This window comes from Janthinobacterium salmonicoloratum (genome assembly GCF_051380845.1).
Taxonomy (GTDB): Bacteria; Pseudomonadota; Gammaproteobacteria; order Burkholderiales; family Burkholderiaceae_D; genus Janthinobacterium; species Janthinobacterium lividum_F.
On the sequence record NZ_JBNYXV010000003.1, the window covers coordinates 497,298 to 516,091 of the forward strand.

Sequence of the window (18,794 nt, forward strand, 5' to 3'; positions counted from 1 at the left end):
CATGACAGCGCCCCTCTCCCTTTCCCGCGGCCTGGTGCTGGTGGCCGACGACGATCCCGTAATGCGATTGCTGATGCGGCAAATGCTCACGCAAGTGGGCCTGGACGTGATCGAGGCAGAAGACGGCGTGCAGGCCTTGGCCAGCTACAAGCACAGCGGCCCGGACCTGGTCATGCTCGACGTCGACATGCCGGCCATGGACGGCTTTGCCGTGTGCCGCGAAATCCGCCATCAGGAAGTGGGCGGCACGGTGCCCATCATCATGGTGACGGGCGACGACGAGCTGGAAGCGGTCACGCGCGCCTACGAGGTGGGCGCCACGGATTTCATTTCCAAGCCCATCAACTGGCCCATCCTGGGCCACCGCGCACTGTATGTGCTGCGCGCCAGCGACGCCATCGCCCGTTTGCGCATCGCCGACGCACACAACCGCGCCGTGCTGGCCGCCATCCCCGACACCTTCTTTCGCCTGAACCGCGAAGGCTTTTATCTCGACTACGAACAGGGGCACGACGCCAGCGCCGGTTTTTCCCTCAGCGACTGCGTGGGCAGCCATATCCGCGACGTGCTGCCACCCGAAATCGCCGCGCGCCTGCTCGACAAGGCGCACACCGTGCTGGCCACGCAGCATATCGGCTCGGTCGACTACACACTCACGCACGAAGACAGCACGCGCCATTTCGAGGCGCGCCTGGTGGCCACGGGGGCCGATGAAGTGCTGGGCCTGGTGCGCGACATCAGCGAGCGCAAGCGCACGGAAGAACAGATCCGCCGCCTGGCCTACTGCGACAGCCTGACGGGCATCCCCAACCGGCAAGCGTTCCTGGAAACCCTGGAACGCGAACTGCTGCGCTCGAAAGAGCACGACAAGAAATTCGCCGTGCTGTTCATGGACCTCGATGCCTTCAAGCGCATCAACGACACCCTGGGCCACGACGTGGGCGACCATTTGCTCAAGGTGGTGTCCGAGCGCCTGCGCGAAACCATCCGCCCCAGCGACCTGGTACTGCGCGCCGAACACGAGTTTGAAGCCGCCTCCGGCGGCAGCAACCTGGCGCGCCTGGGCGGCGACGAATTCACGATCTTGATCCCTGACCTGGAACGGGTTGAAGATGCGCTCAACGTGGCGCACAGGGTCAAGGAAGCCATGCGCCGGCCTTTCATGATCGAGGGACACGAAATTTTTGTGACGGCCAGCATCGGCATCTCGCTGTATCCGGAAGATGGCGAGGACTGCAACTCGCTGCTCAAATATGCGGACACGGCCATGTATCACGCGAAGAACTGCGGCAAGAACAACGCCAAGCTGTACAGCTCTTCGCTGACGATGGAAATCATGAGCCACGTCAAGATGGAAGTGGGCTTGAGGAAAGCCTTGCAGAACAACGAACTGTACCTGCTGTACCAGCCGCAGATCGACGTGCCCAGCACGCAGATCGTCGGCGTGGAAGCGCTGGTACGCTGGCGCCACCCCGAGCGGGGCATCATTTCGCCCACGGAATTCATCCCGCTGGCCGAAGAGACGGGGCTGATCGTGCCCATCGGCGAATGGGTGCTGCGCACGGCGTGCAACCAGGCCAAGGCCTGGCAAAGCGATGGCGGACGGGCCATCCGCATGGCCGTCAACCTGTCGGCCAAGCAATTCAAGGATGAAAACCTGATGCAGATCGTGCTCTCGGCCCTTGCCGACACGGGCCTGGACGCGCGCCTGCTGGAACTGGAATTGACGGAAGGGACATTGATGGACGATGCGCGCGCCACCATGGTGACCCTGGAGCAATTGCGCAGCATCGGCGTGTACCTGTCCATCGACGACTTCGGCACGGGCTACTCGTCGATGAACTACCTGAAACGCTTCGACGTGCGGGCCTTGAAAATCGACAAGAGTTTTATCGCCGGCTTGCCGCAGGATACGGAAAACGCGGCCATCACGCGCGCCATCATCGCCATGGCGCATGGCTTGAAAATGGTGGTGGTGGCCGAGGGCGTGGAAACGGACGAGCAACTACTGATGCTGGAAGAATACGGCTGCGACATGGCGCAAGGCTATTTCCTGGGCCACCCTTCACCGCACGACACAATCACGGCCATGCTGGCCAGGCAGACGGGGCAACTGGTCAGCCTGGAAACTAGAGCACTTCGAAGGCAAGGATTTGCGTGACTTGCTGGGCGTTGAAATTATCGTCGGAGATCATCACCAGGCTGCGGCGGCCGTTTTCCAGGCGCGGCCCCCAGCTGATGCCTTCGATATTGTCGACTCTTTCAAGGCCGATCTTTTCCAGGTCCAGCAACAGGCGCTTGCGCGCAGGCACATAGCTGGCGCCCGCCAGCGCCGGGATAGCCTGGATATCGGTGGCGCCATCCGTTTCCATCGCGTAGATACGCACGTGATTCGTATACACGCCATCGGCGTGTTCCACGCCGGCCCGCTCCACCACCAGCAGTTGGTGATCGTTCACGGCGAGGATTTCCGACACGCCATTGTCCGCTTCGCGCCCAGGCGCGGGCCGCGACGGCACCGGCTCGATAACATACGCGTACTGGCGCAGTACCTTGCCCGCGCGGTCCAAACGCGTGATGCGCACCACGGAGCCGTGATCGGGCGTGGCCAGCGGGCCATCCTGGTACAAGGCCGCTTCCATGCCTAGCCACAAGCTCTTGCCATCCGAGGAAAACGACAGCGCTTCAAAGCTCATGTTGTTGCGCGAGCCAATTTCTTCCTTCGAGACCTTGAACATGGCAGGTGTGGGCAAGGTGGCCAGAAATTTTCCATCGCTATCCGCGTGGCGCACGAAAGGATGCAAGCCCACCTTGCGGTTGCCTTCGCTGCCGTACCACAGGCTGCCGTCCTGCGGATCAACGCGGATGGTTTCGATGTCGGGCACCTGATCACCCTGGTCCAATTTTGCATGCGCCAGGTTCGGGTAGCGGCTGCCATCGGGTTGGGTAAAGAAATGCACGCTGGCCAGGCTCACACCCGTAAACGCCTTGCTGTCATAGTGGAGAGCGGCGCGGTAGAAACGAGCCGGATTGATTTCCGAACGGTCATCGCTTTCCATCACCCAGCTATTGTTGGCCGCATCGTAATCGATGCCGGACAAGCCGCCCACCGTGGTGCCCTCGAACGCCTGCTTGAGCGCGATGCGCTGTTCGCCGATCAGCCGCAGGCCGGCAATCGGCGCGTCGAGGGGGAAGCTGGCGCAGGCGGAAAGGACGATGGCGGCGGACGCCAGGGCAAGCGCGGCGCGCACGCTACGGAACAGTTGAGGCATGATCGGTATCAAATAAGTCGGCAGGAGCGTGGCTTACACCACGCCATCGGTCTTGAGCCGCGCGATGGCGGCCGCATCATAGCCCAGCGACGCCAGCACTTCGTCGTTGTGCTGTCCCAGGGTGGGCCCCAACCACTGGGTCTTGCCCGGCGTGGCAGACAGTTTCGGGCTGATGGCGGGCAATTTGACGGGCGTGCCGTCAGCGAAATGGTGTTGTTCAAACATATCGCGGGCGAGAAATTGCGGATCGCTCATCATGTCGCGCACGGAGTAAATTTTCCCGGACGGCACGTCGGCCGCCTTCAGCACGGCCAGCGCGCTGTCTATCGTGTGCGTGGCGCACCAGGCGCCGATGGCGTCGTCGATTTCCTGCGTGCGCGCCACCCGGCCGTCGTTGCGCGCCAGCTGCGGGTCGCCCGCCATGTCGATGCGGCCCATGGCCAGCATCAGGCGCTTGAAGATGGCGTCGCCGTTGCCTGCAATGACGATGTTTTCGCCGTCACCCGTCGTGTAGGTATTCGAGGGTACGATGCCGGGCAGCGAACCGCCCGTGCGCTCGCGCACCACGCCTGCCTGATCGTACTCGGGCACCAGCGATTCCATCAGGTTGAAGACGGACTCGTACAGGGCCACGTCGACCATCTGGCCTTCGCCGGCAACCGCACCACCCGTCACGTCGCGGTGGCGCAAGGCCATCATGGCGCCGATCACGCCGTGCAGGGCCGCCACCGAGTCGCCAATCGACACGCCCACGCGCACCGGCGGACGGTCGGCAAAGCCGGACACATAGCGCAAGCCGCCCATGGATTCGCCGATGGCGCCGAAGCCGGGCAAATCCTTCATCGGGCCCGTCTGCCCAAAGCCGGACAGGCGCACCATGATGAGGGAGGGTTTGATCTGCTTGAGCTGCTCATAGCCGAGGTCCCACTTTTCCAGCACGCCGGGGCGGTAGTTCTCGATGATGATGTCCGCTTCCAGGGCCAACTGGCGGGCGATGGCCCGGCCTTCCGGTGACTTCAGGTTCAGTGTCAGACTTTTCTTGTTGCGCGCCTGCACCGACCACCACAAGGACGTGCCATCCTTCAGCACGCGCCAGGTACGGATGGGGTCGCCGCCATCGGGCGACTCGATCTTGATCACGTCGGCGCCGAATTCGGCCAGCATGCGGGCACAGAACGGCCCCGCGATCAGGGTGCCCAGTTCAAGGACTTTGATGCCCGTCAAGGGACCAGCGTTCGCGGAGGATTCTGTCATGTTGTGCTCAGGTTGCCCTGCGGTCGAGCATCGCGCGGGCAATCGTGCCCGCGTCGACGTATTCCAGTTCGCCGCCCACGGGCACGCCGCGGGCCAAGCGGCTCACGCGCAGGCCCCGCGCCTTCAGCATTTCGCTGATGTAATGGGCGGTCGCTTCGCCTTCATTCGTGAAATTGGTGGCCAGCACCACTTCGCCGACCACGCCGTCGTTGGCGCGGCTCAGCAATTTTTCGAGGTGGATATCTTTCGGGCCGATGCCGTCCAGCGGAGAGAGTCTCCCCATGAGCACGAAATACAGGCCCTTGTAGGTGAGCGTTTGCTCGATCATCAGCTGGTCGGCGGGCGTTTCCACCACGCACAGCAAGCGCTTGTCGCGCTCTTCGTCGAGACAGGTCTCGCACACTTCGTGTTCGGTAAAGGTATTGCACAGGCCGCAGTGATGCACGGCATCGACGGCCTGGAACAGGGCGCGCGACAGCATGGCCGCGCCTTCCCTATCGTGCTGCAACAAATGAAATGCCATCCGCTGCGCCGACTTGGGGCCGACGCCGGGCAGGCGCCGCAGCGCCTCGGTCAGAAATTCAAGCGACTTGGACATGGATCAACCCTGCCCCGTGCCATGGATCGAGCGCATGCGGTATGGCATCAGAATGGCATTTTGAAGCCGGCTGGCAAGTTCATGCCGCCAGTCAAGCCTGCCATTTTTTCCGCGGACGTCGCTTCCGCCTTGCGCACGGCGTCGTTGAAGGCGGCGGCCACCAGGTCTTCCAGCATGTCCTTGTCGTCAGCCAGCAGCGACGGGTCGATGGAAACGCGCTTGACGTCGTTCTTGCACGTCATGACGATTTTCACGAGGCCGGCGCCGGACTGGCCTTCCACTTCCACCAGCGCCAGTTGTTCCTGGGCCTTTTTCATGTTGTCTTGCATTGCTTGCGCCTGCTTCATCAGGCCAGCCAGTTGATTTTTCATCATGAGAATGCTCCGTTCAATTCAGTTTGTGAGTGTGTTAATCATCAATGCAGGGTCGGCGCGGCGGAGCCGGCCGGTGCAGGGGTAATCGTTCCCGGCACGACAAAAGCGTCGAATGCACGCTTCATGTCGAGCACGAAGGGATCGCTTGCGATGGTTTCTTCCGCTTGCAGCTGGCACGCCTCGCGGTGCGCCTGCGCTTCCGCGCTGGCCGTATACCAGACGGCGCCCAGTTCCGTATCGACATTGACCTTGCGGCCGAAGCGCTCGGTGAGCACGGCCGCCAGTTTTTCCACGTTGACCGGACTGCGCCACGTGTCGATCGGCACGCGCAGGCGGAACGTGGTGCTGTGACCGTCGTGCAGGCATTCGATCAGCTCGGCCTGCACGGCCAGCTGCTGGGCTATGCCGCGCAAGGGCAGCACGGCGGCGACGGCCGGCCAGTTGCCGTCCCAGTCCAGGCCCGGCACGGGCGTGATCACATACGGCCCGCTGGGCGCGGCTTGCTTGGCGGCACGCTGCGGCATGACGACGGCGGCTTGCTCGTTGCTCTGTGCGGCTGGCGCCGACACGGCAGCCGAAGCACTGTCGTCGGAAAATTCGGTGACCCACGGCGGCAGGTCGTCATCCGGCTGCGCCTGCGGCGGCGGGGCGGCAGGACGCGCCTGCTGCACGGGCGCAGCAGCGGCCACCGGTGCTTCCATCACGGTCACGGGTGGCGCGTCGTCCCACGGCGCAGGCGCTTTCTCGGCGGCAGGCGGTGGCGGAGCTGCCTGGACCGCTGCCGCCGGGGCGGGTGCCGCGGCGACAGGCGCCGGTGCCGGCGCGGCCGGCTTGGGCGCCGACGACGGTGCCGACGGCGCGCTGCCCGGACGGCCTTTCGAGGCGGCGCGGGCCGCTTCCAGCGCCGCATTGATGGCGGCGCGGGCGGAACTGATCGGCGCGCCCGATGCTGCAGGGACGGCCGCAGCTGGAGCAGGAGCAGCCGCTGGCGCCGCCGCTGGTGCTGGCGCCGGTGCAGCGGCTGGTGTCGGTGCGCGTGGCGGCGGCGCTTCGCTGCGCGCCATGCTGGCGGCAGCGGCGGCAACAACGGCGGGCGGTGTCACGGCTGCATGGCTGGCCACGCTGTTCGTGGCGGCGCGGGCTGCCGGAACGGATGCCCCTGCCGCGGCGCGCGCGGCGGCCACGGCAGCGGGACGGTTGCCCGTTGCAGCGGCTGGTGCCGCCGCCGGTACGCCGTCGGCGCCGCCTATGCCGGGCCGAAAGGCCAGCATGCGCAGCAAGGTCATGGTAAAGCCCGCGTATTCGTCGGGCGCCAGGCCCAGCTCGTTGCGGCCATGCACGGCGATCTGGTAAAACAGCTGCACTTCTTCCGCGTCAAACGCGCCAGCCAAACGCACGATGTCCGCGTATTCAGGCAAATCCTGCGGCAAGGCGGCTGGCACGGTTTGCGCCAGCGCAATGCGGTGCAGCAAGGTGCCCAGATCCTGCAGGGCGCCGTTGTAGGACAGGCTGCGCGAAGCCATCTCGTCGGCCACGGCCAGCAGATCCGCGCCATCCTGCTGCGCCAGCGCGTCGAGCAGGCGCACCAGGTAGGACTGGTCGAGCGCGCCCAGCATGCCTTGCACGGCATCGAGGGTGACTTCGCCGGCCGCGTAGGCGATGGCCTGGTCCGTCAGCGACAGCGCGTCGCGCATGGAACCGTGGGCGCCCTGAGCCAGCAGGCGCAAGGCCGGGTGTTCGAAGGCAATGCCCTCCTGCCCCAGGATATTGTCCAGGTGGCTGATGATGTGGCCGGGTGGCATCTGCTTGAGGTTGAACTGCAGGCAGCGCGACAGCACGGTCACGGGAATCTTTTGCGGATCCGTCGTGGCCAGGATGAACTTGACGTGCTCGGGCGGTTCTTCCAGCGTTTTCAGCATGGAATTGAACGCATGGTTCGTCAGCATGTGCACTTCATCGATCATATAGACCTTGAAGCGCGCATTGCTTGGCGCGTAGACCGCTTGTTCCAGCAGCTGCGCCATTTCATCGACGCCGCGGTTCGACGCCGCATCCATCTCTATATAGTCGACAAAGCGTCCCGCATCGATTGCCGTGCACGCTTCGCACACGCCGCAAGGCTGGGCCGTAATGCCGCCCGTGCCATCGGGGCCGATGCAATTGAGCGACTTGGCCAGGATACGCGACAGGGTCGTCTTGCCGACGCCGCGCGTGCCCGTGAACAGGTAGGCGTGATGCAATCGGCCGCTGTGCAAGGCATGCGTGAGCGCGCGCACGACGTGCTCCTGGCCGACGAGCGTCTCGAAATTCTTGGGGCGGTATTTACGGGCGAGGACTTGATAGGACATGCTGAGATTTTACCATGCGATTTTGCGGGTGATCCTGCGCGGCGGGCGCAAGCCTCATGGCCGGGCCAGGTCAAACTTGGCAAACGCGGCAAAGCAGCAATTGTATAACATGGCCACGTAGAAACAGGGAAAACACGGCAAGCCCGGCAATGCTGCGGGTCGGCAAGAAAATGTGGCCGTAAAAGCAAAAAAGCTGCCCATGGCAGCTTGATTGGTGATCCTGATAAAACATTCCCGAAGGAGGCGAGCCTGATCTGCGGCACTCATGGTTAATAGCCGTGGCTGCTTCGTTCCCGACCTGACCAGGTTAGCCATGCCACGATGCGCAGGGGCCCGCCGGGGATAATTATAACCGACCTGCGCAAGATTGGGGAAGCAAGCTGAAATCCGGGGTCAGACCCCCGGTCGAGTTGGCAATGACCTTGGTGTTAGCGGTGTTGAGGGTCTGACCCCAGCCGCTCTACAAGCCCAGTTCCTGCCAGATGCCATCCACCTTGGCCTTCACTTCCGGCGTCATGGCGATCGTCGTACCCCACTCGCGCGTCGTTTCACCCGGCCATTTATTCGTCGCGTCGATGCCCATCTTGCTGCCAAGACCACTGACCGGCGAGGCGAAGTCCAGGTAATCGATCGGCGTGTTGTCGACCAGGGTGGTGTCGCGGATGGGATCGACCCGCGTGGTGATGGCCCAGATGACCTCTTTCCAGTCGCGGATATTCACGTCTTCGTCGACCACCACGATGAACTTGGTATACATGAACTGGCGCAAGAAGCTCCACACGCCGAACATCACGCGCTTGGCGTGGCCCGCGTACTGCTTCTTGATCTGCACCACGGCCATGCGGTAGCTGCAGCCTTCGGGCGGCAGATAGAAATCCGTGATTTCGCTGAACTGCTTTTGCAACAGCGGCACAAACACTTCGTTCAGGGCCAGGCCCAGCACGGCCGGCTCGTCCGGCGGTTTGCCGGTATACGTGGAGTGGTAAATCGGGTCGCGGCGCATGGTGATGCGGTCAATGGTAAACACGGGGAAACTGTCCTGCTCATTATAGTAGCCCGTGTGGTCGCCATACGGCCCTTCCAGCGCGTGCTCATAGCCGCTCGGATGGTTTTCGTCCGGGTAGATATGGCCTTCGAGCACGATTTCAGCCGAGGCGGGCACGCGCAGCTCGCTGCCGATGGCTTTCACCAGCTCCGTGCGGCTGCCGCGCAGCAAGCCCGCGAACTGGTATTCGGACAGGCTGTCCGGCACGGGCGTGACGGCCCCTAATATAGTAGCGGGATCGGCACCCAGCGCGACGGCGATCGGATACGGCTTGCCCTTGCTTTGAATCGCATGCTCGCGGAAGTCCAGCGCCCCGCCACGGTGCGCCAGCCAGCGCATGATGACCTTATTACGTCCCAGCACTTGCTGGCGGTAGATGCCCAGGTTTTGCCGCTTCTTGTTCGGGCCCTTGGTGATCACCAGGCCCCAGGTGATCAGGGGGGCGATATCGCCGGGCCAGCAATGCTGGATCGGCAGGCGCGCCAGGTCGACGTCATTGCCTTCCCAGACGATTTCCTGGCACTTCGCGCCGCGCAACTCTTTCGGCGACATGTCCCACACGGATTTCACCAGCGAACCGAGACCCAGCAGATCCTTGAAATCCTTCGGCGGCTCCGGTTCCTTCAGGCGCGCCAGCACATGGCCGATCTTGCGCAACTCGCTGACATCTTCCGCCCCCATGCCCAGCGCCACGCGGCGCGTGGTACCGAACAGATTGCCCAGCACCGGCATGTCGTATCCCGTCGGATTGTTGAACAGCAAGGCCGGTCCGCCTACGCGCAAGGTGCGGTCGCAAACTTCCGTCATCTCCAAAATCGGTGAAATGGGGGTCGAAATGGGCTTAAGTTCACCCATTTGTTGCAGTTGAGAAATAAAATCTCGTAAATCTGAATATTTCATGTGTTTTTAATTTTTTTTGACGTCGGACGCCGTTGCTGAAGGATCTATGCCAAGTAATTGATTTTATTGGCTTTTGGCACAATGCAAGACAAAAAGTAAGACATAAAAGTAATAAAGAAACGATTCGTTAGTATTGACTTGATATAAAACGGCTTCTACAATTCGCCCAACTTGAAAGAGCACGCCGGCCCAGAGCTTGATTTTAGCGTTTCTCTTTCATTCACGGAGTCGGGGCTCCACATGACATTTTAAGGAGTGTTTTCAAAAGGCGTCTGCCTTACCCCCGGTAAAAGTTGTATTGCGACTGATCCAATACCAAAAACGGGACCGATCAGCTCAAGCAAGCAATGACGGCGTTTCTCGCACGCATCCATACGCGGCGGAAACGATGATATTTCTGATGCACGGCATTGGCAGTACCCACAACACCGCGAAACCGCGGAGGGACTGCCTGTTGACGCGACATTTCGGGGAACTCTATGACTCATCGTAGCACTGAAGCAGCATTACCTGCTTCAACCGTGGCTGGTCAGCCAGCGTTGGCGCGTTTGCGCGCCCGCGCACAAGCCATTTCGGCCCGTGGCGTACTGACTACGGCGCAACACACACTGACAGTCTTCGGCATTTCCGCCCTGGCACTGATCGCCCTGCTGATGTTCCGCCCGGACCTGGGCAAGCAATTGACGCACAGCCTGTTCCCGCTGCCGATGGCAGAAGCGCAAGCCGTTGAAGCGCCGGCCCTGTCGGCACTGATGGAAGCGCCTGCGTCCGTGCAAACGGCCGCCGCCAACGAGGCGCCGCTGAGCAAGGAAGAAAAAGCCTTGCTGGGCACGCAAAAGCAGCAGCAATGGGTCACCAACTGGCTCTCCAAGCGCTACCGCGTGGCCAATGACGCGACCAATATGCTTGTGTCGACGGCTTACCTGACGGCCCGCGAAATCAAGCTGGACCCGCTGCTGATCCTGGCCGTGATGGCCATCGAATCGGGCTTGAACCCGTTCGCGGAAAGCCCCGTCGGCGCACAAGGCTTGATGCAGGTCATGTCGAAAGTGCACCATGAGCGCTTCCAGGAAATGGGCGGCGTGCAAGCAGCCCTGAACCCCGTCGCCAACATCCGCGTCGGCTCCCTGATCCTGAAAGACTACGTCACGCGTGGCGGTTCCGTCGAAGCGGGCTTGAAAACCTACGTGGGCGCCGCCAACTTCGCCACCGACTCGGGCTACGGCTCGCGCGTGCTGGCCGAATACCGCCGCCTGAAACAAGTGTCGGCCGGCCAGCGCGTGCCGACCACGACGCCTGTGATGGCATCGAACACGCCAGCACCAGCCAAGGCGCCGGCAACGGAAAGCGGCATCACCATCAAAGTACTGCCCCACAACGAGATCGCCGGCCTGTGACCCTTTAAAAGCCCTCACAGGGGCATCCAAAAAGCAGCATCCAATAAAAAAGCCACCGCACGAAAAAGTGCCGGTGGCTTTTTTATTGCCCTGCGGCGGCAGCCGCAGGAACTACTTTGTATATTACTTGCGCTTGTTGGCGTTGACTTCTTCCTCGCGGAATTTCACTGCCAGCTTGTCCAGCACGCCGTTCACATACTTGTGGCCATCGATACCGCCAAACGACTTGGCCAGCTCGACCGCTTCGTTGATGACGACGCGGTACGGGATTTCCATGTTGTTCTTCAGCTCGAATGCGCCGATCAGCAGGATGCCGTGTTCGATGGGCGACAGTTCCGCGATGTTGCGGTCGATCAAGGGTGCCATGCTGTCGCGCAGCGCCAGCGAATCCTTGATGGTGCCGTACAGCAGCACCGTGAAATGATCGCCATCGGCCTTGTCGAAACCATGCGCGGCGCGAATATTGTTCACGACGGTGGTCGCGTCCTCATTGTTCAGCAGCCACTGGTACAAGCCCTGCAGCGCAAACTCGCGCGCGCGGTGACGCGGCGTGCGGTTTTTGCTGGGATTGGCGAGCAAATTTTTCTCAGTCATGATTGTTACCTGTTCTTAAATACGTATGTACTGCAAATAGTGACGAATACCGCGGCGCGCTGTTGGACAGCACGCTGCGGCGCAAGCACGATTAATCCTCGTCTGTGTCTTGCAACTCTTCTAGCGCTTGCGCCAGATTGGCCATTTCCACTGCCACGCGTGCCGCTTCCGCTCCCTTGACCAGCATGCGCACTTCCGCCTGCTCATCGTTTTCGGTCGTCAACACTGCGTTGGCGATCGGGATGCCGTAATCGAGACCGACGCGCGTGATGCCTGCGCCCGATTCGTTCGATACCAGCTCGAAGTGGTAGGTTTCACCGCGAATCACGGCGCCCAGTGCGATCAGGGCGTCGAATTGCTCGGTTTCTGCCATTTTTTGCAGAATCAGTGGGATTTCCAGGGCGCCCGGCACGGTCACGTGCAGGATATCTTCATCGGCCACGCCCAGCTTGCTCAACTCTTCCAGGCATGCCGACAGCAAGCCACCACCGACGATTTCATTGAATCGTGCCTGGACGATACCGACGCGCAAACCTTCGCCGGCAAAATTGGTTTCGTATGTTCCTACGCTCATCATAAGCCTCTTTATAAGTAGTCAGCGGCGGCGCCGTGCGCCAGGCCGCTGTATGTGATTAATTACTGCTGGCCAGGATGGCACTGAAAACCCGTTACTTCCAGGTCGAAACCGACCATCGACGGCATCTTGCGTGGGCTGGCCAGCAATTGCATCTTGCTCACGCCCAGGTCGCGCAGGATTTGCGCGCCAATGCCGTAGCTGCGCAAATCCATGCTGGCGGCGCGGCCTTTCGGCTTGGCTTGCGGCGTATCGAGGGCGGCGAACTGGGCAAACAGCTCGCTCGACGTCTCGCCACAGTTCAGCAAGACCATCACGCCCCGCTCGGACTGCTTGATGGCGGCCATCGAGGCAGCCACCGTCCACGAGTGGGTGGTCGCTTCACTTTCCAGCACGTCCAGCAGGGAAACAGGCTGATGCACGCGCACCAGTGCTTCCAGGCCGGGCGCCAGGTCGCCATGCACGAGGGCCAAGTGGGCCGACGCGCTGGGCTTGTCGCGGAAGGCGATCAAGCGGAATTCGCCGTGCGCCGTGTGCAAGGTGCGCTCGGCAACGCGCTCGACCAGAGATTCCGTCTGGCTGCGGTAATGGATCAGGTCGGCAATCGTGCCGATTTTCAGGCCATGCTGCTCGGCAAACACCAGCAAGTCCGGCAGGCGCGCCATGGTGCCGTCGTCCTTCATGATTTCGCAAATCACGGACGCGGGCGTCAGGCCGGCCATGGCCGTCAGGTCGCAACCGGCTTCCGTATGGCCTGCGCGCATCAGCACGCCGCCTTTTTGCGCTTTCAGGGGGAAGATATGGCCAGGCTGGACGATATCGCTGGGCTGCGTGCCCTTGGCCACGGCCACCTGGATGGTCTTGGCGCGATCGGCGGCGGAAATGCCCGTCGTCACGCCTTCGGCCGCTTCGATGGAAACAGTAAAGTTGGTGCCGTAGGCCGTGCCGTTGCGCGAGGTCATCATCGACAGGTTCAGCTCGTCGCAACGCTCTTCCGTCAGGGTCAGGCAGACCAGACCACGCGCATGCGTGATCATGAAATTGATGGCTTCAGGCGTCACGAAATCGGCGGCAAGCACCAGATCGCCTTCATTTTCCCGGTCTTCTTCATCGACCAGTATCACCATGCGGCCGGCGCGTAATTCAGCGACGATCTCTTCGGTGCTGGATATTGACATTATTCATCCTCTGAAGACGCCTGGCAAAACCTGCTGCGCGTCGGTATAGGCGGCCTGCGATGCTCACCGTACCTTCGTACGGTTGCGCTTCTCAGCCACCTCTTCCTTCCGCTCGCGACGGTTTTGCCGGGCGTTGTTAATGAAACTAAAAACTGAAACTGAATCTGAAACATCGAGCGCGAATATTCCGCGAATTTCCGGGAATTTTCTTATAACCTGCTATTTTAAAGGATTTAGCGCTTGCAGACCTGAAATAAGACAGCTTTGCGGCAAGGATGCCGCAAGCGGCCCCACAACACTCCGATTCCCTGATCCAGCCCAAACGGCGGCGGCAAAACGCGCGCCGCCAGCCTTGCAAAGAGCATAAGATCAGCCAGTCACCGCCACGGCGCTGACGCCCCACTCGCAACGACACCCCACACAGGAGCGGCAATATGAAAACCAACGGATCGGCCATCTGGTCAGGCGGCATCAAGGACGGCAAGGGCGCCATCAGCACGCGCAGCGGCGCCTTGCAGGAATATCCCTACGGCTTTGCCAGCCGCTTCGAAGGCAAACCGGGCACGAATCCCGAGGAACTGATCGGCGCCGCCCACGCGGGTTGCTTCACCATGGCCCTGTCGCTGATCCTTGGCGAAGCGGGCCTGACGGCGGAAAAGATGGAAACGACGGCCGAAGTGACCCTCGACAAGGTCGACGACGGCTTTGCCATCACGGCCGTCCACCTGATATTGAAAGCGAAGATACCGGGCGCCGACCAGGCGACATTCGAAGCATTGACGGCCAAGGCCAAGGCCGGCTGCCCCGTGTCGAAGTTACTTAAAGCCAACATTACCCTGGATGCCAGCCTGCTGACCTAAATTTTAGGTACAGGCTTGACGGGTTCCACGGCAGCGACGGGCGCCACCAGCGGCAGGCGCGAGTCGCTGGCCGGCAATGGCCTGTTCATCAAGCCGGGATTCAGGGCCGCATTGTTCAGGTTATACGCGGCAATGGCCGCCGCCACGGACGGGTCTTGCGATGACGGCGGCGGCACGGCCATGCCGGCGTTTTGCGCGGCCAGCTCTTGCGCCTGCGCATTTTGCCGGGCCAGCTGGGCTTGCGCCGTCGCCAGGCCCGCATCGGCTTGCCCCTGCGCTGCGCGTGCCAGCGACTGCGCCCGGTCACTGGCCGCCTGGGCCGCCATTTGCGCGTCGCTGGCGGCCAGCTGCGCCCGCGCCGCATCGTCCGCTGCCGCTTGCGCCTGCTGCTGCAAGCCCCGCAGCTGCACTTGCCCCTGGCGCAGATCGTCCACCCGTGCGGCTTCCTGCTGCTGCGCCTGCTGATTGGTATTGACGCGCTGATTGTCCATGCGCTGCGTCTGCAGCAATTGCGCAGCATCGGCGGCCGCCTGCGCCTGCGGCTGGGGCCGCAGCTCCTGCAAGTCCAGGTTCAGTTCTTCCGTTTCCAGTTGCTGCTGCAGCTCAAGTTGCCGTTGTGCAATAGCGGCCGTTTGCGGCGGCGCCTCGTCGACGGCCTGCGGCTGCGCGGCTTGCGCGGTGCTGGCCGGCAGTGCTTCGCCCGTCAAATCCGCCTCGACAACGGCGGCCAGCGGCGCGCCCTGCTGCTGGGCCAGCACGGCGCCCACCTGCGCCAGCACGTCCGTTCCCTGTTGCAAGGCGTCCAGAGTGGCCTTGCTGTCGGCCGCATACGCGGCCTGCAAAGTTATCGGGTCGACCTCTTCCTTGCGCAAGTCGATGCCGATGCGAGCCAGCTGCGCTTGCGTAAGCAGGTTGCCGTCCTGCGCCAGCGCGGCCGCAGTATCCGTCGTGCCATCGCCCGACAGCAAATCGTAGCGCTGCGCCAGGCTGCCCGGCGTGTCGCCAGCCGTGGCCAGCTGGCTGGCATCGATGCCGCTCGTTTGCAGCTGGGCGAACGATTCCGCCAGCTGCCGCGCCAGCGCCAGCAAGTCGTCATTGACATTCACAGGGGTATTCGCCGCCCTGGCCTCGTCCGTGGCGCCCTGCAAGGCCAGCAGTTGCCGGCGCGACAAGGCCACGCCGGACAGGAACTGGCCCAGCGGGGAGATGTCGACCTGGGTCGAGGACAGGGTAACAAGGGCCGCAGCTGCGCTGGAAGCCGGCACGGGCAGCGCTGGCGCCAGCGGCGCAGTCTCGCCCACGCGGAACGTGGCCGGGATGGCATTGGGCACGGTTGCGCGCGAAATCGGGTCCATGGCTAGCCTCCACTGCGGAAAGCTTCATAGTATGCGCGTCTGAAAGAAAAGCAACACACGCTTGGCAAGGCGGAGGCTGTGTTGCTGTGTTGCTGTGTTCTTATTGCCGTGTTCTTATCTCAGGCGGCAGCCTTGTCCAGCGACAGCATGCGCTCGACATAGCGGGCGATCAAGTCAATTTCCAGGTTGACCTTGCCATTGACCGTCAAGTGTTTCAAGGTCGTCATGGCGATCGTGTGCGGAATCAGGTTGATCGAGAAGCGGCAGCCGTTGACGGCGCCCGCGCCCAGGTCTTCCACGCGGTTGACGGTCAGGGACACGCCATTGACGACGACGGAACCTTTGAAGGCAAGGTATTTCGCCAGCTCGTGCGGCGCCTCGATCACCAGTTCCCACGATTCGCCCACGGCTTCGAACTTGCGCACGATGCCCAGGCCGTCGACGTGGCCGGACACCAGGTGGCCGCCCAAGCGCTCGGCCAGGGTCAGGGCTTTTTCCAGATTCACTTCCGTGGTGGTATCGAGGCCCACGGTGCAATTGAGGCTTTCGCGCGAGACATCGACGGCAAAGCCCGTGTCCGATTTTTCCACCACCGTCATGCAGGCGCCATTGATGGCGATCGAATCGCCCAGGGCCACATCGGCCAGCGGCAAGCCGCCCGCATGAATGTTCAGGCGCACGCCGGCATCGAGGCCGCCGTCGAGTGCTTGCACGGTTTCAATCTTGCCGATGGCGGCAACAATTCCTGTAAACATGAACTAACCCTATAAAAGTGTGAAAGTATTAATTGCGCTGGGCGAATCTTGCAAGGATACGCAAATCTTCGCCCACTTGCTGAACCTGGTGAAATTGCAAAGTGCGTTGCTGCTTGATATCCGTCAAGGCGGGCAAGGCAAACATGCCTTGCGCATCGCCCAGCAAGGTGGGCGCCAGGTAGACCAGCAGCTCGTCGACGCAGCCTTCGCGGATCAGCGAGCCGTTCAGTTTGGAACCGGCCTCGACGTGGACTTCATTGCATTGCCGGCGTCCCAGTTCCAGCATCAGCGCGGCCAGGTCGACCTTGCCGGCCGCGTTCGGCAACATGATAACTTCCGCGCCCAGGGCGCGCAGTTGCGCCTCCTTTTCCGGGTTGGCAACTGCCGCCACGATCCACGTGCCGCCGCCCTGCAAGATGCGCGCGTCGAGACTGATGTCGAGCCGGCTGTCAACGACGATGCGGCGCGGCTGGCGCGGCGTCTCGACGGCGCGCACGTTCAGTTGCGGATCGTCCGCCTTGACCGTACCGATGCCCGTCAGGATGGCGCAGGCGCGCGCACGCCAGGCATGGCCGTCGGCGCGCGCTTGCGGCCCCGTGATCCACTGGCTCTGGCCATTGTGCAAGGCCGTCATGCCGTCCAGGCTGGCCGCCGTCTTCAGGCGCACCCACGGCTTGCCGCGCTGCATGCGCGAGAAAAAGCCGATATTCATTTCATACGCTTCCTCGGCCAACACGCCCGTGGTAACGGCGATGCCGGCCGCTTCCAGCTTGGCCAGCCCCTGCCCCGCCACCAGCGGGTTAGGGTCCGTCATGGCGGCCACGACGCGTCCCAACCCCGCGCGCACGAGCGCATCGGAACAGGGCGGCGTGCGGCCATGGTGGTTGCACGGTTCCAGGGTGACGTAAGCCGTGGCGCCGCGCACGTCGTTGCCGCGCGCCGCCGCATTGGCCAGCGCTTGCACCTCGGCATGATCCTGCCCGGCCGCCTGCGTCACGCCTGCGCCGATCACCTGGCCATCCCTGACAATCACGCAGCCGATGCGGGGATTGGGCGAGGTCGTGTATAAACCGCGCGCCGCCCATTCCAGCGCCAGGCGCATGCCATCGATATCGTTGAGTATTTCCACTGGCTTCTTTGATAGTGAGTGATAGGTGAATCGGGTTACGAACTGTCGGCCACGCCACTGCAATTGGCCGCTTGCTGCTGCGGATCGCACACGCGCACCCGCCCCAGCATGTTGATTTTAATATGGCGCACCTGCTTTCCCAAAGCCAGGGACAAGGTACCCCAGCGCGCCGCCAGGCTATTGGTCGCGCTGCAACTGCGTCCTGCGCCATTGTAGGCGATATAAAACGGCGCCGTGGCGGACGAAAACGCGAACTGGGCCGTGATGCCAGTCGGCAGCGGCCCCTGGCGAAACAGCAATTCGTCACCGCCATCGAACGCCAGGTTGGCATTGCGGTCAATAAAGACCAGCCAGCCCGTGCTCCAGTCCGTGCCGCCGGGCCCGGCCGGCATCAGCAGCACGCGCTGTCCGCGCGCCATCGCCTGCGCCCGCGTCAATTCGATGGCCGAGAACAAGTCCGTGGCCGCCACGCGTACCTGCTGGCGCGCCAGCAAGGACTGCAAACTTGGCATGGCAGCGGCCGCCAGCAGCGCGGCCATCGCCAGCACGGCCAGCAATTCGAGCATGGTGTGCCCGAAGGTGTGCCCGGTCCACGACGGCCGCTTGCGCGTGCTCATGGCTTAGGGCCAGCAATGGCTGGCGGGGCCGCTGCTGCCGCGCTGGCCCGTGCTGTTCAAGGACAGGACACCGCAATCGGCATCCTGGAACTGCGCATCGACCTTGGACGTGCCCGGCATGGCCCGCAACAACACGCATTGCCCGATCGTCAAGCCAGGACAGGCAAGCGCCTCGATTTCATACGCACTGCTGGCCGCGCTGGCAGCCGGCCCGTCGCCGGACCACCACGGAAACTGCTGCGCCTGTGCCGCTGGCGAGGCCGAGGAAAATGCCAGATAGTGATTGTTTTGCGAATAATAACGCTCCTGCTGCTGCATCAGCCGCAGCAGGGCCGCCTGCCCCTGCACCCGCTTGGCGCGCACGACATGGCCGTGATAAGCGGGCACTGCCAACGCCAGCAGCAAGCTCATGATCGCCAGCACGGACAGCAGTTCGATCAGGCTGAAGCCTAAGCGGCTACCACCGTTTGCAGCGGACCAGTTCCGCCTTGCCAGCGCACCCATGCGACGTCTCTCCTCTGCAAAAAGCCCCTGCTGATGCGAT

The 18,794-nt window shown here is 62.6% G+C and carries 17 protein-coding genes and 1 other RNA gene; 3 read left to right on the forward strand and 15 right to left on the reverse strand.

All coding sequences use genetic code 11. The features are described 5' to 3' along the window. Nucleotide 1: 1 nt before the first annotated feature. Complete coding sequence (locus tag ACQ4WY_RS19090; RefSeq protein ID WP_436505352.1) at nucleotides 2-2,161, forward strand: putative bifunctional diguanylate cyclase/phosphodiesterase; 2,160 nt, start codon at nucleotides 2-4, stop codon at nucleotides 2,159-2,161. Here the strand turns inward: ACQ4WY_RS19090 and ACQ4WY_RS19095 are convergent. The 7 genes from ACQ4WY_RS19095 to ubiD all read right to left on the reverse strand — a co-directional run bounded on the left by ACQ4WY_RS19095 (nucleotide 2,130) and on the right by ubiD (nucleotide 9,791). Further along, on the reverse strand, nucleotides 2,130-3,272 hold the full coding sequence (locus tag ACQ4WY_RS19095) for an esterase-like activity of phytase family protein (protein ID WP_436505353.1): 1,143 nt from the start codon (nucleotides 3,270-3,272) through the stop codon (nucleotides 2,130-2,132). The genes ACQ4WY_RS19090 and ACQ4WY_RS19095 overlap by 32 nt on opposite strands. Nucleotides 3,273-3,305: 33 nt before the next feature. Beyond that, on the reverse strand, nucleotides 3,306-4,526 hold the full coding sequence (locus tag ACQ4WY_RS19100; protein ID WP_436505355.1) for a CaiB/BaiF CoA transferase family protein: 1,221 nt from the start codon (nucleotides 4,524-4,526) through the stop codon (nucleotides 3,306-3,308). A gap of 7 nt (nucleotides 4,527-4,533) precedes the next feature. After that, nucleotides 4,534-5,124 (reverse strand): recombination mediator RecR, encoded by a 591-nt coding sequence (gene recR / locus ACQ4WY_RS19105; protein ID WP_086138528.1) that lies wholly within the window; start codon nucleotides 5,122-5,124, stop codon nucleotides 4,534-4,536. Nucleotides 5,125-5,171: 47 nt separating this feature from the next. Next, nucleotides 5,172-5,498, reverse strand: a complete 327-nt coding sequence (locus ACQ4WY_RS19110) for a YbaB/EbfC family nucleoid-associated protein (protein ID WP_034759121.1) — start codon at nucleotides 5,496-5,498, stop codon at nucleotides 5,172-5,174. 41 nt (nucleotides 5,499-5,539) lie between these two features. After that, nucleotides 5,540-7,846, reverse strand: a complete 2,307-nt coding sequence (gene dnaX / locus ACQ4WY_RS19115) for a DNA polymerase III subunit gamma/tau (RefSeq protein WP_436505356.1) — start codon at nucleotides 7,844-7,846, stop codon at nucleotides 5,540-5,542. A 239-nt stretch (nucleotides 7,847-8,085) separates the two neighbouring features. Beyond that, an RNA gene (ffs, locus tag ACQ4WY_RS19120) (signal recognition particle sRNA small type) lies at nucleotides 8,086-8,184 on the reverse strand. A 122-nt stretch (nucleotides 8,185-8,306) separates the two neighbouring features. Beyond that, entirely contained in the window at nucleotides 8,307-9,791 is a 1,485-nt protein-coding gene (gene ubiD / locus ACQ4WY_RS19125) for a 4-hydroxy-3-polyprenylbenzoate decarboxylase (protein ID WP_436505357.1), read from the reverse strand. Between the two features lie 479 nt (nucleotides 9,792-10,270). On the opposite strand from ubiD, the gene ACQ4WY_RS19130 reads away from it, so the two are divergent. After that, nucleotides 10,271-11,188 (forward strand): transglycosylase SLT domain-containing protein, encoded by a 918-nt coding sequence (locus ACQ4WY_RS19130; protein WP_436505358.1) that lies wholly within the window; start codon nucleotides 10,271-10,273, stop codon nucleotides 11,186-11,188. 123 nt (nucleotides 11,189-11,311) lie between these two features. Here ACQ4WY_RS19130 and nusB read toward each other — a convergent pair whose 3' ends face one another. The 3 genes from nusB to ribBA all read right to left on the reverse strand — a co-directional run bounded on the left by nusB (nucleotide 11,312) and on the right by ribBA (nucleotide 13,534). Next, nucleotides 11,312-11,782, reverse strand: coding sequence for a transcription antitermination factor NusB (gene nusB / locus ACQ4WY_RS19135; protein WP_071324693.1), 471 nt, complete (start codon nucleotides 11,780-11,782; stop codon nucleotides 11,312-11,314). Between the two features lie 91 nt (nucleotides 11,783-11,873). Further along, a complete protein-coding gene (gene ribH / locus ACQ4WY_RS19140; RefSeq protein WP_034786791.1) occupies nucleotides 11,874-12,356 on the reverse strand; it encodes a 6,7-dimethyl-8-ribityllumazine synthase in 483 nt (160 codons plus the stop codon). A gap of 62 nt (nucleotides 12,357-12,418) precedes the next feature. Further along, on the reverse strand, nucleotides 12,419-13,534 hold the full coding sequence (gene ribBA / locus ACQ4WY_RS19145; protein ID WP_230522774.1) for a bifunctional 3,4-dihydroxy-2-butanone-4-phosphate synthase/GTP cyclohydrolase II: 1,116 nt from the start codon (nucleotides 13,532-13,534) through the stop codon (nucleotides 12,419-12,421). Nucleotides 13,535-13,968: 434 nt separating this feature from the next. On the opposite strand from ribBA, the gene ACQ4WY_RS19150 reads away from it, so the two are divergent. Further along, nucleotides 13,969-14,394 carry an OsmC family protein gene (locus ACQ4WY_RS19150; RefSeq protein ID WP_436505359.1) on the forward strand — a complete coding sequence of 142 codons (426 nt, stop codon included), beginning with the start codon at nucleotides 13,969-13,971 and terminating at the stop codon, nucleotides 14,392-14,394. On the opposite strand, the gene ACQ4WY_RS19155 is transcribed toward ACQ4WY_RS19150, so the two are convergent. The 5 genes from ACQ4WY_RS19155 to ACQ4WY_RS19175 all read right to left on the reverse strand — a co-directional run bounded on the left by ACQ4WY_RS19155 (nucleotide 14,391) and on the right by ACQ4WY_RS19175 (nucleotide 18,754). Continuing rightward, nucleotides 14,391-15,749 (reverse strand): hypothetical protein, encoded by a 1,359-nt coding sequence (locus ACQ4WY_RS19155; protein WP_436505360.1) that lies wholly within the window; start codon nucleotides 15,747-15,749, stop codon nucleotides 14,391-14,393. The two genes, ACQ4WY_RS19150 and ACQ4WY_RS19155, sit on opposite strands and share 4 nt — an antisense overlap. A 119-nt stretch (nucleotides 15,750-15,868) precedes the next feature. Further along, nucleotides 15,869-16,504 (reverse strand): riboflavin synthase, encoded by a 636-nt coding sequence (locus ACQ4WY_RS19160; protein ID WP_436505362.1) that lies wholly within the window; start codon nucleotides 16,502-16,504, stop codon nucleotides 15,869-15,871. A gap of 28 nt (nucleotides 16,505-16,532) precedes the next feature. Further along, a complete protein-coding gene (gene ribD, locus ACQ4WY_RS19165) occupies nucleotides 16,533-17,606 on the reverse strand; it encodes a bifunctional diaminohydroxyphosphoribosylaminopyrimidine deaminase/5-amino-6-(5-phosphoribosylamino)uracil reductase RibD (RefSeq protein ID WP_436505457.1) in 1,074 nt (357 codons plus the stop codon). 62 nt (nucleotides 17,607-17,668) lie between these two features. After that, nucleotides 17,669-18,250, reverse strand: coding sequence for a GspH/FimT family protein (locus ACQ4WY_RS19170; protein WP_436505363.1), 582 nt, complete (start codon nucleotides 18,248-18,250; stop codon nucleotides 17,669-17,671). 3 nt (nucleotides 18,251-18,253) lie between these two features. Next, the gene (locus ACQ4WY_RS19175) at nucleotides 18,254-18,754 is read right to left on the reverse strand and encodes a type IV pilin protein (protein WP_436505364.1); all 501 of its coding nucleotides are present in this window, start codon (nucleotides 18,752-18,754) and stop codon (nucleotides 18,254-18,256) included. Nucleotides 18,755-18,794: the final 40 nt, after the last annotated feature.

What these genes read in the sequence shown, in the direction of transcription:
- ubiD (WP_436505357.1), bottom strand. Translation starts at nt 9,791, where the DNA reads ATGAAATATTCAGATTTACGAGATTTTATTTCTCAACTGCAACAAATG.
- ACQ4WY_RS19150 (WP_436505359.1), top strand. Translation starts at nt 13,969, where the DNA reads ATGAAAACCAACGGATCGGCCATCTGGTCAGGCGGCATCAAGGACGGC.
- ACQ4WY_RS19155 (WP_436505360.1), bottom strand. Translation starts at nt 15,749, where the DNA reads ATGGACCCGATTTCGCGCGCAACCGTGCCCAATGCCATCCCGGCCACG.
- recR (WP_086138528.1), bottom strand. Translation starts at nt 5,124, where the DNA reads ATGTCCAAGTCGCTTGAATTTCTGACCGAGGCGCTGCGGCGCCTGCCC.
- ACQ4WY_RS19160 (WP_436505362.1), bottom strand. Translation starts at nt 16,504, where the DNA reads ATGTTTACAGGAATTGTTGCCGCCATCGGCAAGATTGAAACCGTGCAA.
- ACQ4WY_RS19110 (WP_034759121.1), bottom strand. Translation starts at nt 5,498, where the DNA reads ATGATGAAAAATCAACTGGCTGGCCTGATGAAGCAGGCGCAAGCAATG.
- ACQ4WY_RS19095 (WP_436505353.1), bottom strand. Translation starts at nt 3,272, where the DNA reads ATGCCTCAACTGTTCCGTAGCGTGCGCGCCGCGCTTGCCCTGGCGTCC.
- ACQ4WY_RS19130 (WP_436505358.1), top strand. Translation starts at nt 10,271, where the DNA reads ATGACTCATCGTAGCACTGAAGCAGCATTACCTGCTTCAACCGTGGCT.
- ribH (WP_034786791.1), bottom strand. Translation starts at nt 12,356, where the DNA reads ATGAGCGTAGGAACATACGAAACCAATTTTGCCGGCGAAGGTTTGCGC.
- ACQ4WY_RS19175 (WP_436505364.1), bottom strand. Translation starts at nt 18,754, where the DNA reads ATGGGTGCGCTGGCAAGGCGGAACTGGTCCGCTGCAAACGGTGGTAGC.
- nusB (WP_071324693.1), bottom strand. Translation starts at nt 11,782, where the DNA reads ATGACTGAGAAAAATTTGCTCGCCAATCCCAGCAAAAACCGCACGCCG.
- ribD (WP_436505457.1), bottom strand. Translation starts at nt 17,606, where the DNA reads ATGCGCCTGGCGCTGGAATGGGCGGCGCGCGGTTTATACACGACCTCG.
- ACQ4WY_RS19170 (WP_436505363.1), bottom strand. Translation starts at nt 18,250, where the DNA reads ATGAGCACGCGCAAGCGGCCGTCGTGGACCGGGCACACCTTCGGGCAC.
- ACQ4WY_RS19100 (WP_436505355.1), bottom strand. Translation starts at nt 4,526, where the DNA reads ATGACAGAATCCTCCGCGAACGCTGGTCCCTTGACGGGCATCAAAGTC.
- dnaX (WP_436505356.1), bottom strand. Translation starts at nt 7,846, where the DNA reads ATGTCCTATCAAGTCCTCGCCCGTAAATACCGCCCCAAGAATTTCGAG.
- ribBA (WP_230522774.1), bottom strand. Translation starts at nt 13,534, where the DNA reads ATGTCAATATCCAGCACCGAAGAGATCGTCGCTGAATTACGCGCCGGC.
- ACQ4WY_RS19090 (WP_436505352.1), top strand. Translation starts at nt 2, where the DNA reads ATGACAGCGCCCCTCTCCCTTTCCCGCGGCCTGGTGCTGGTGGCCGAC.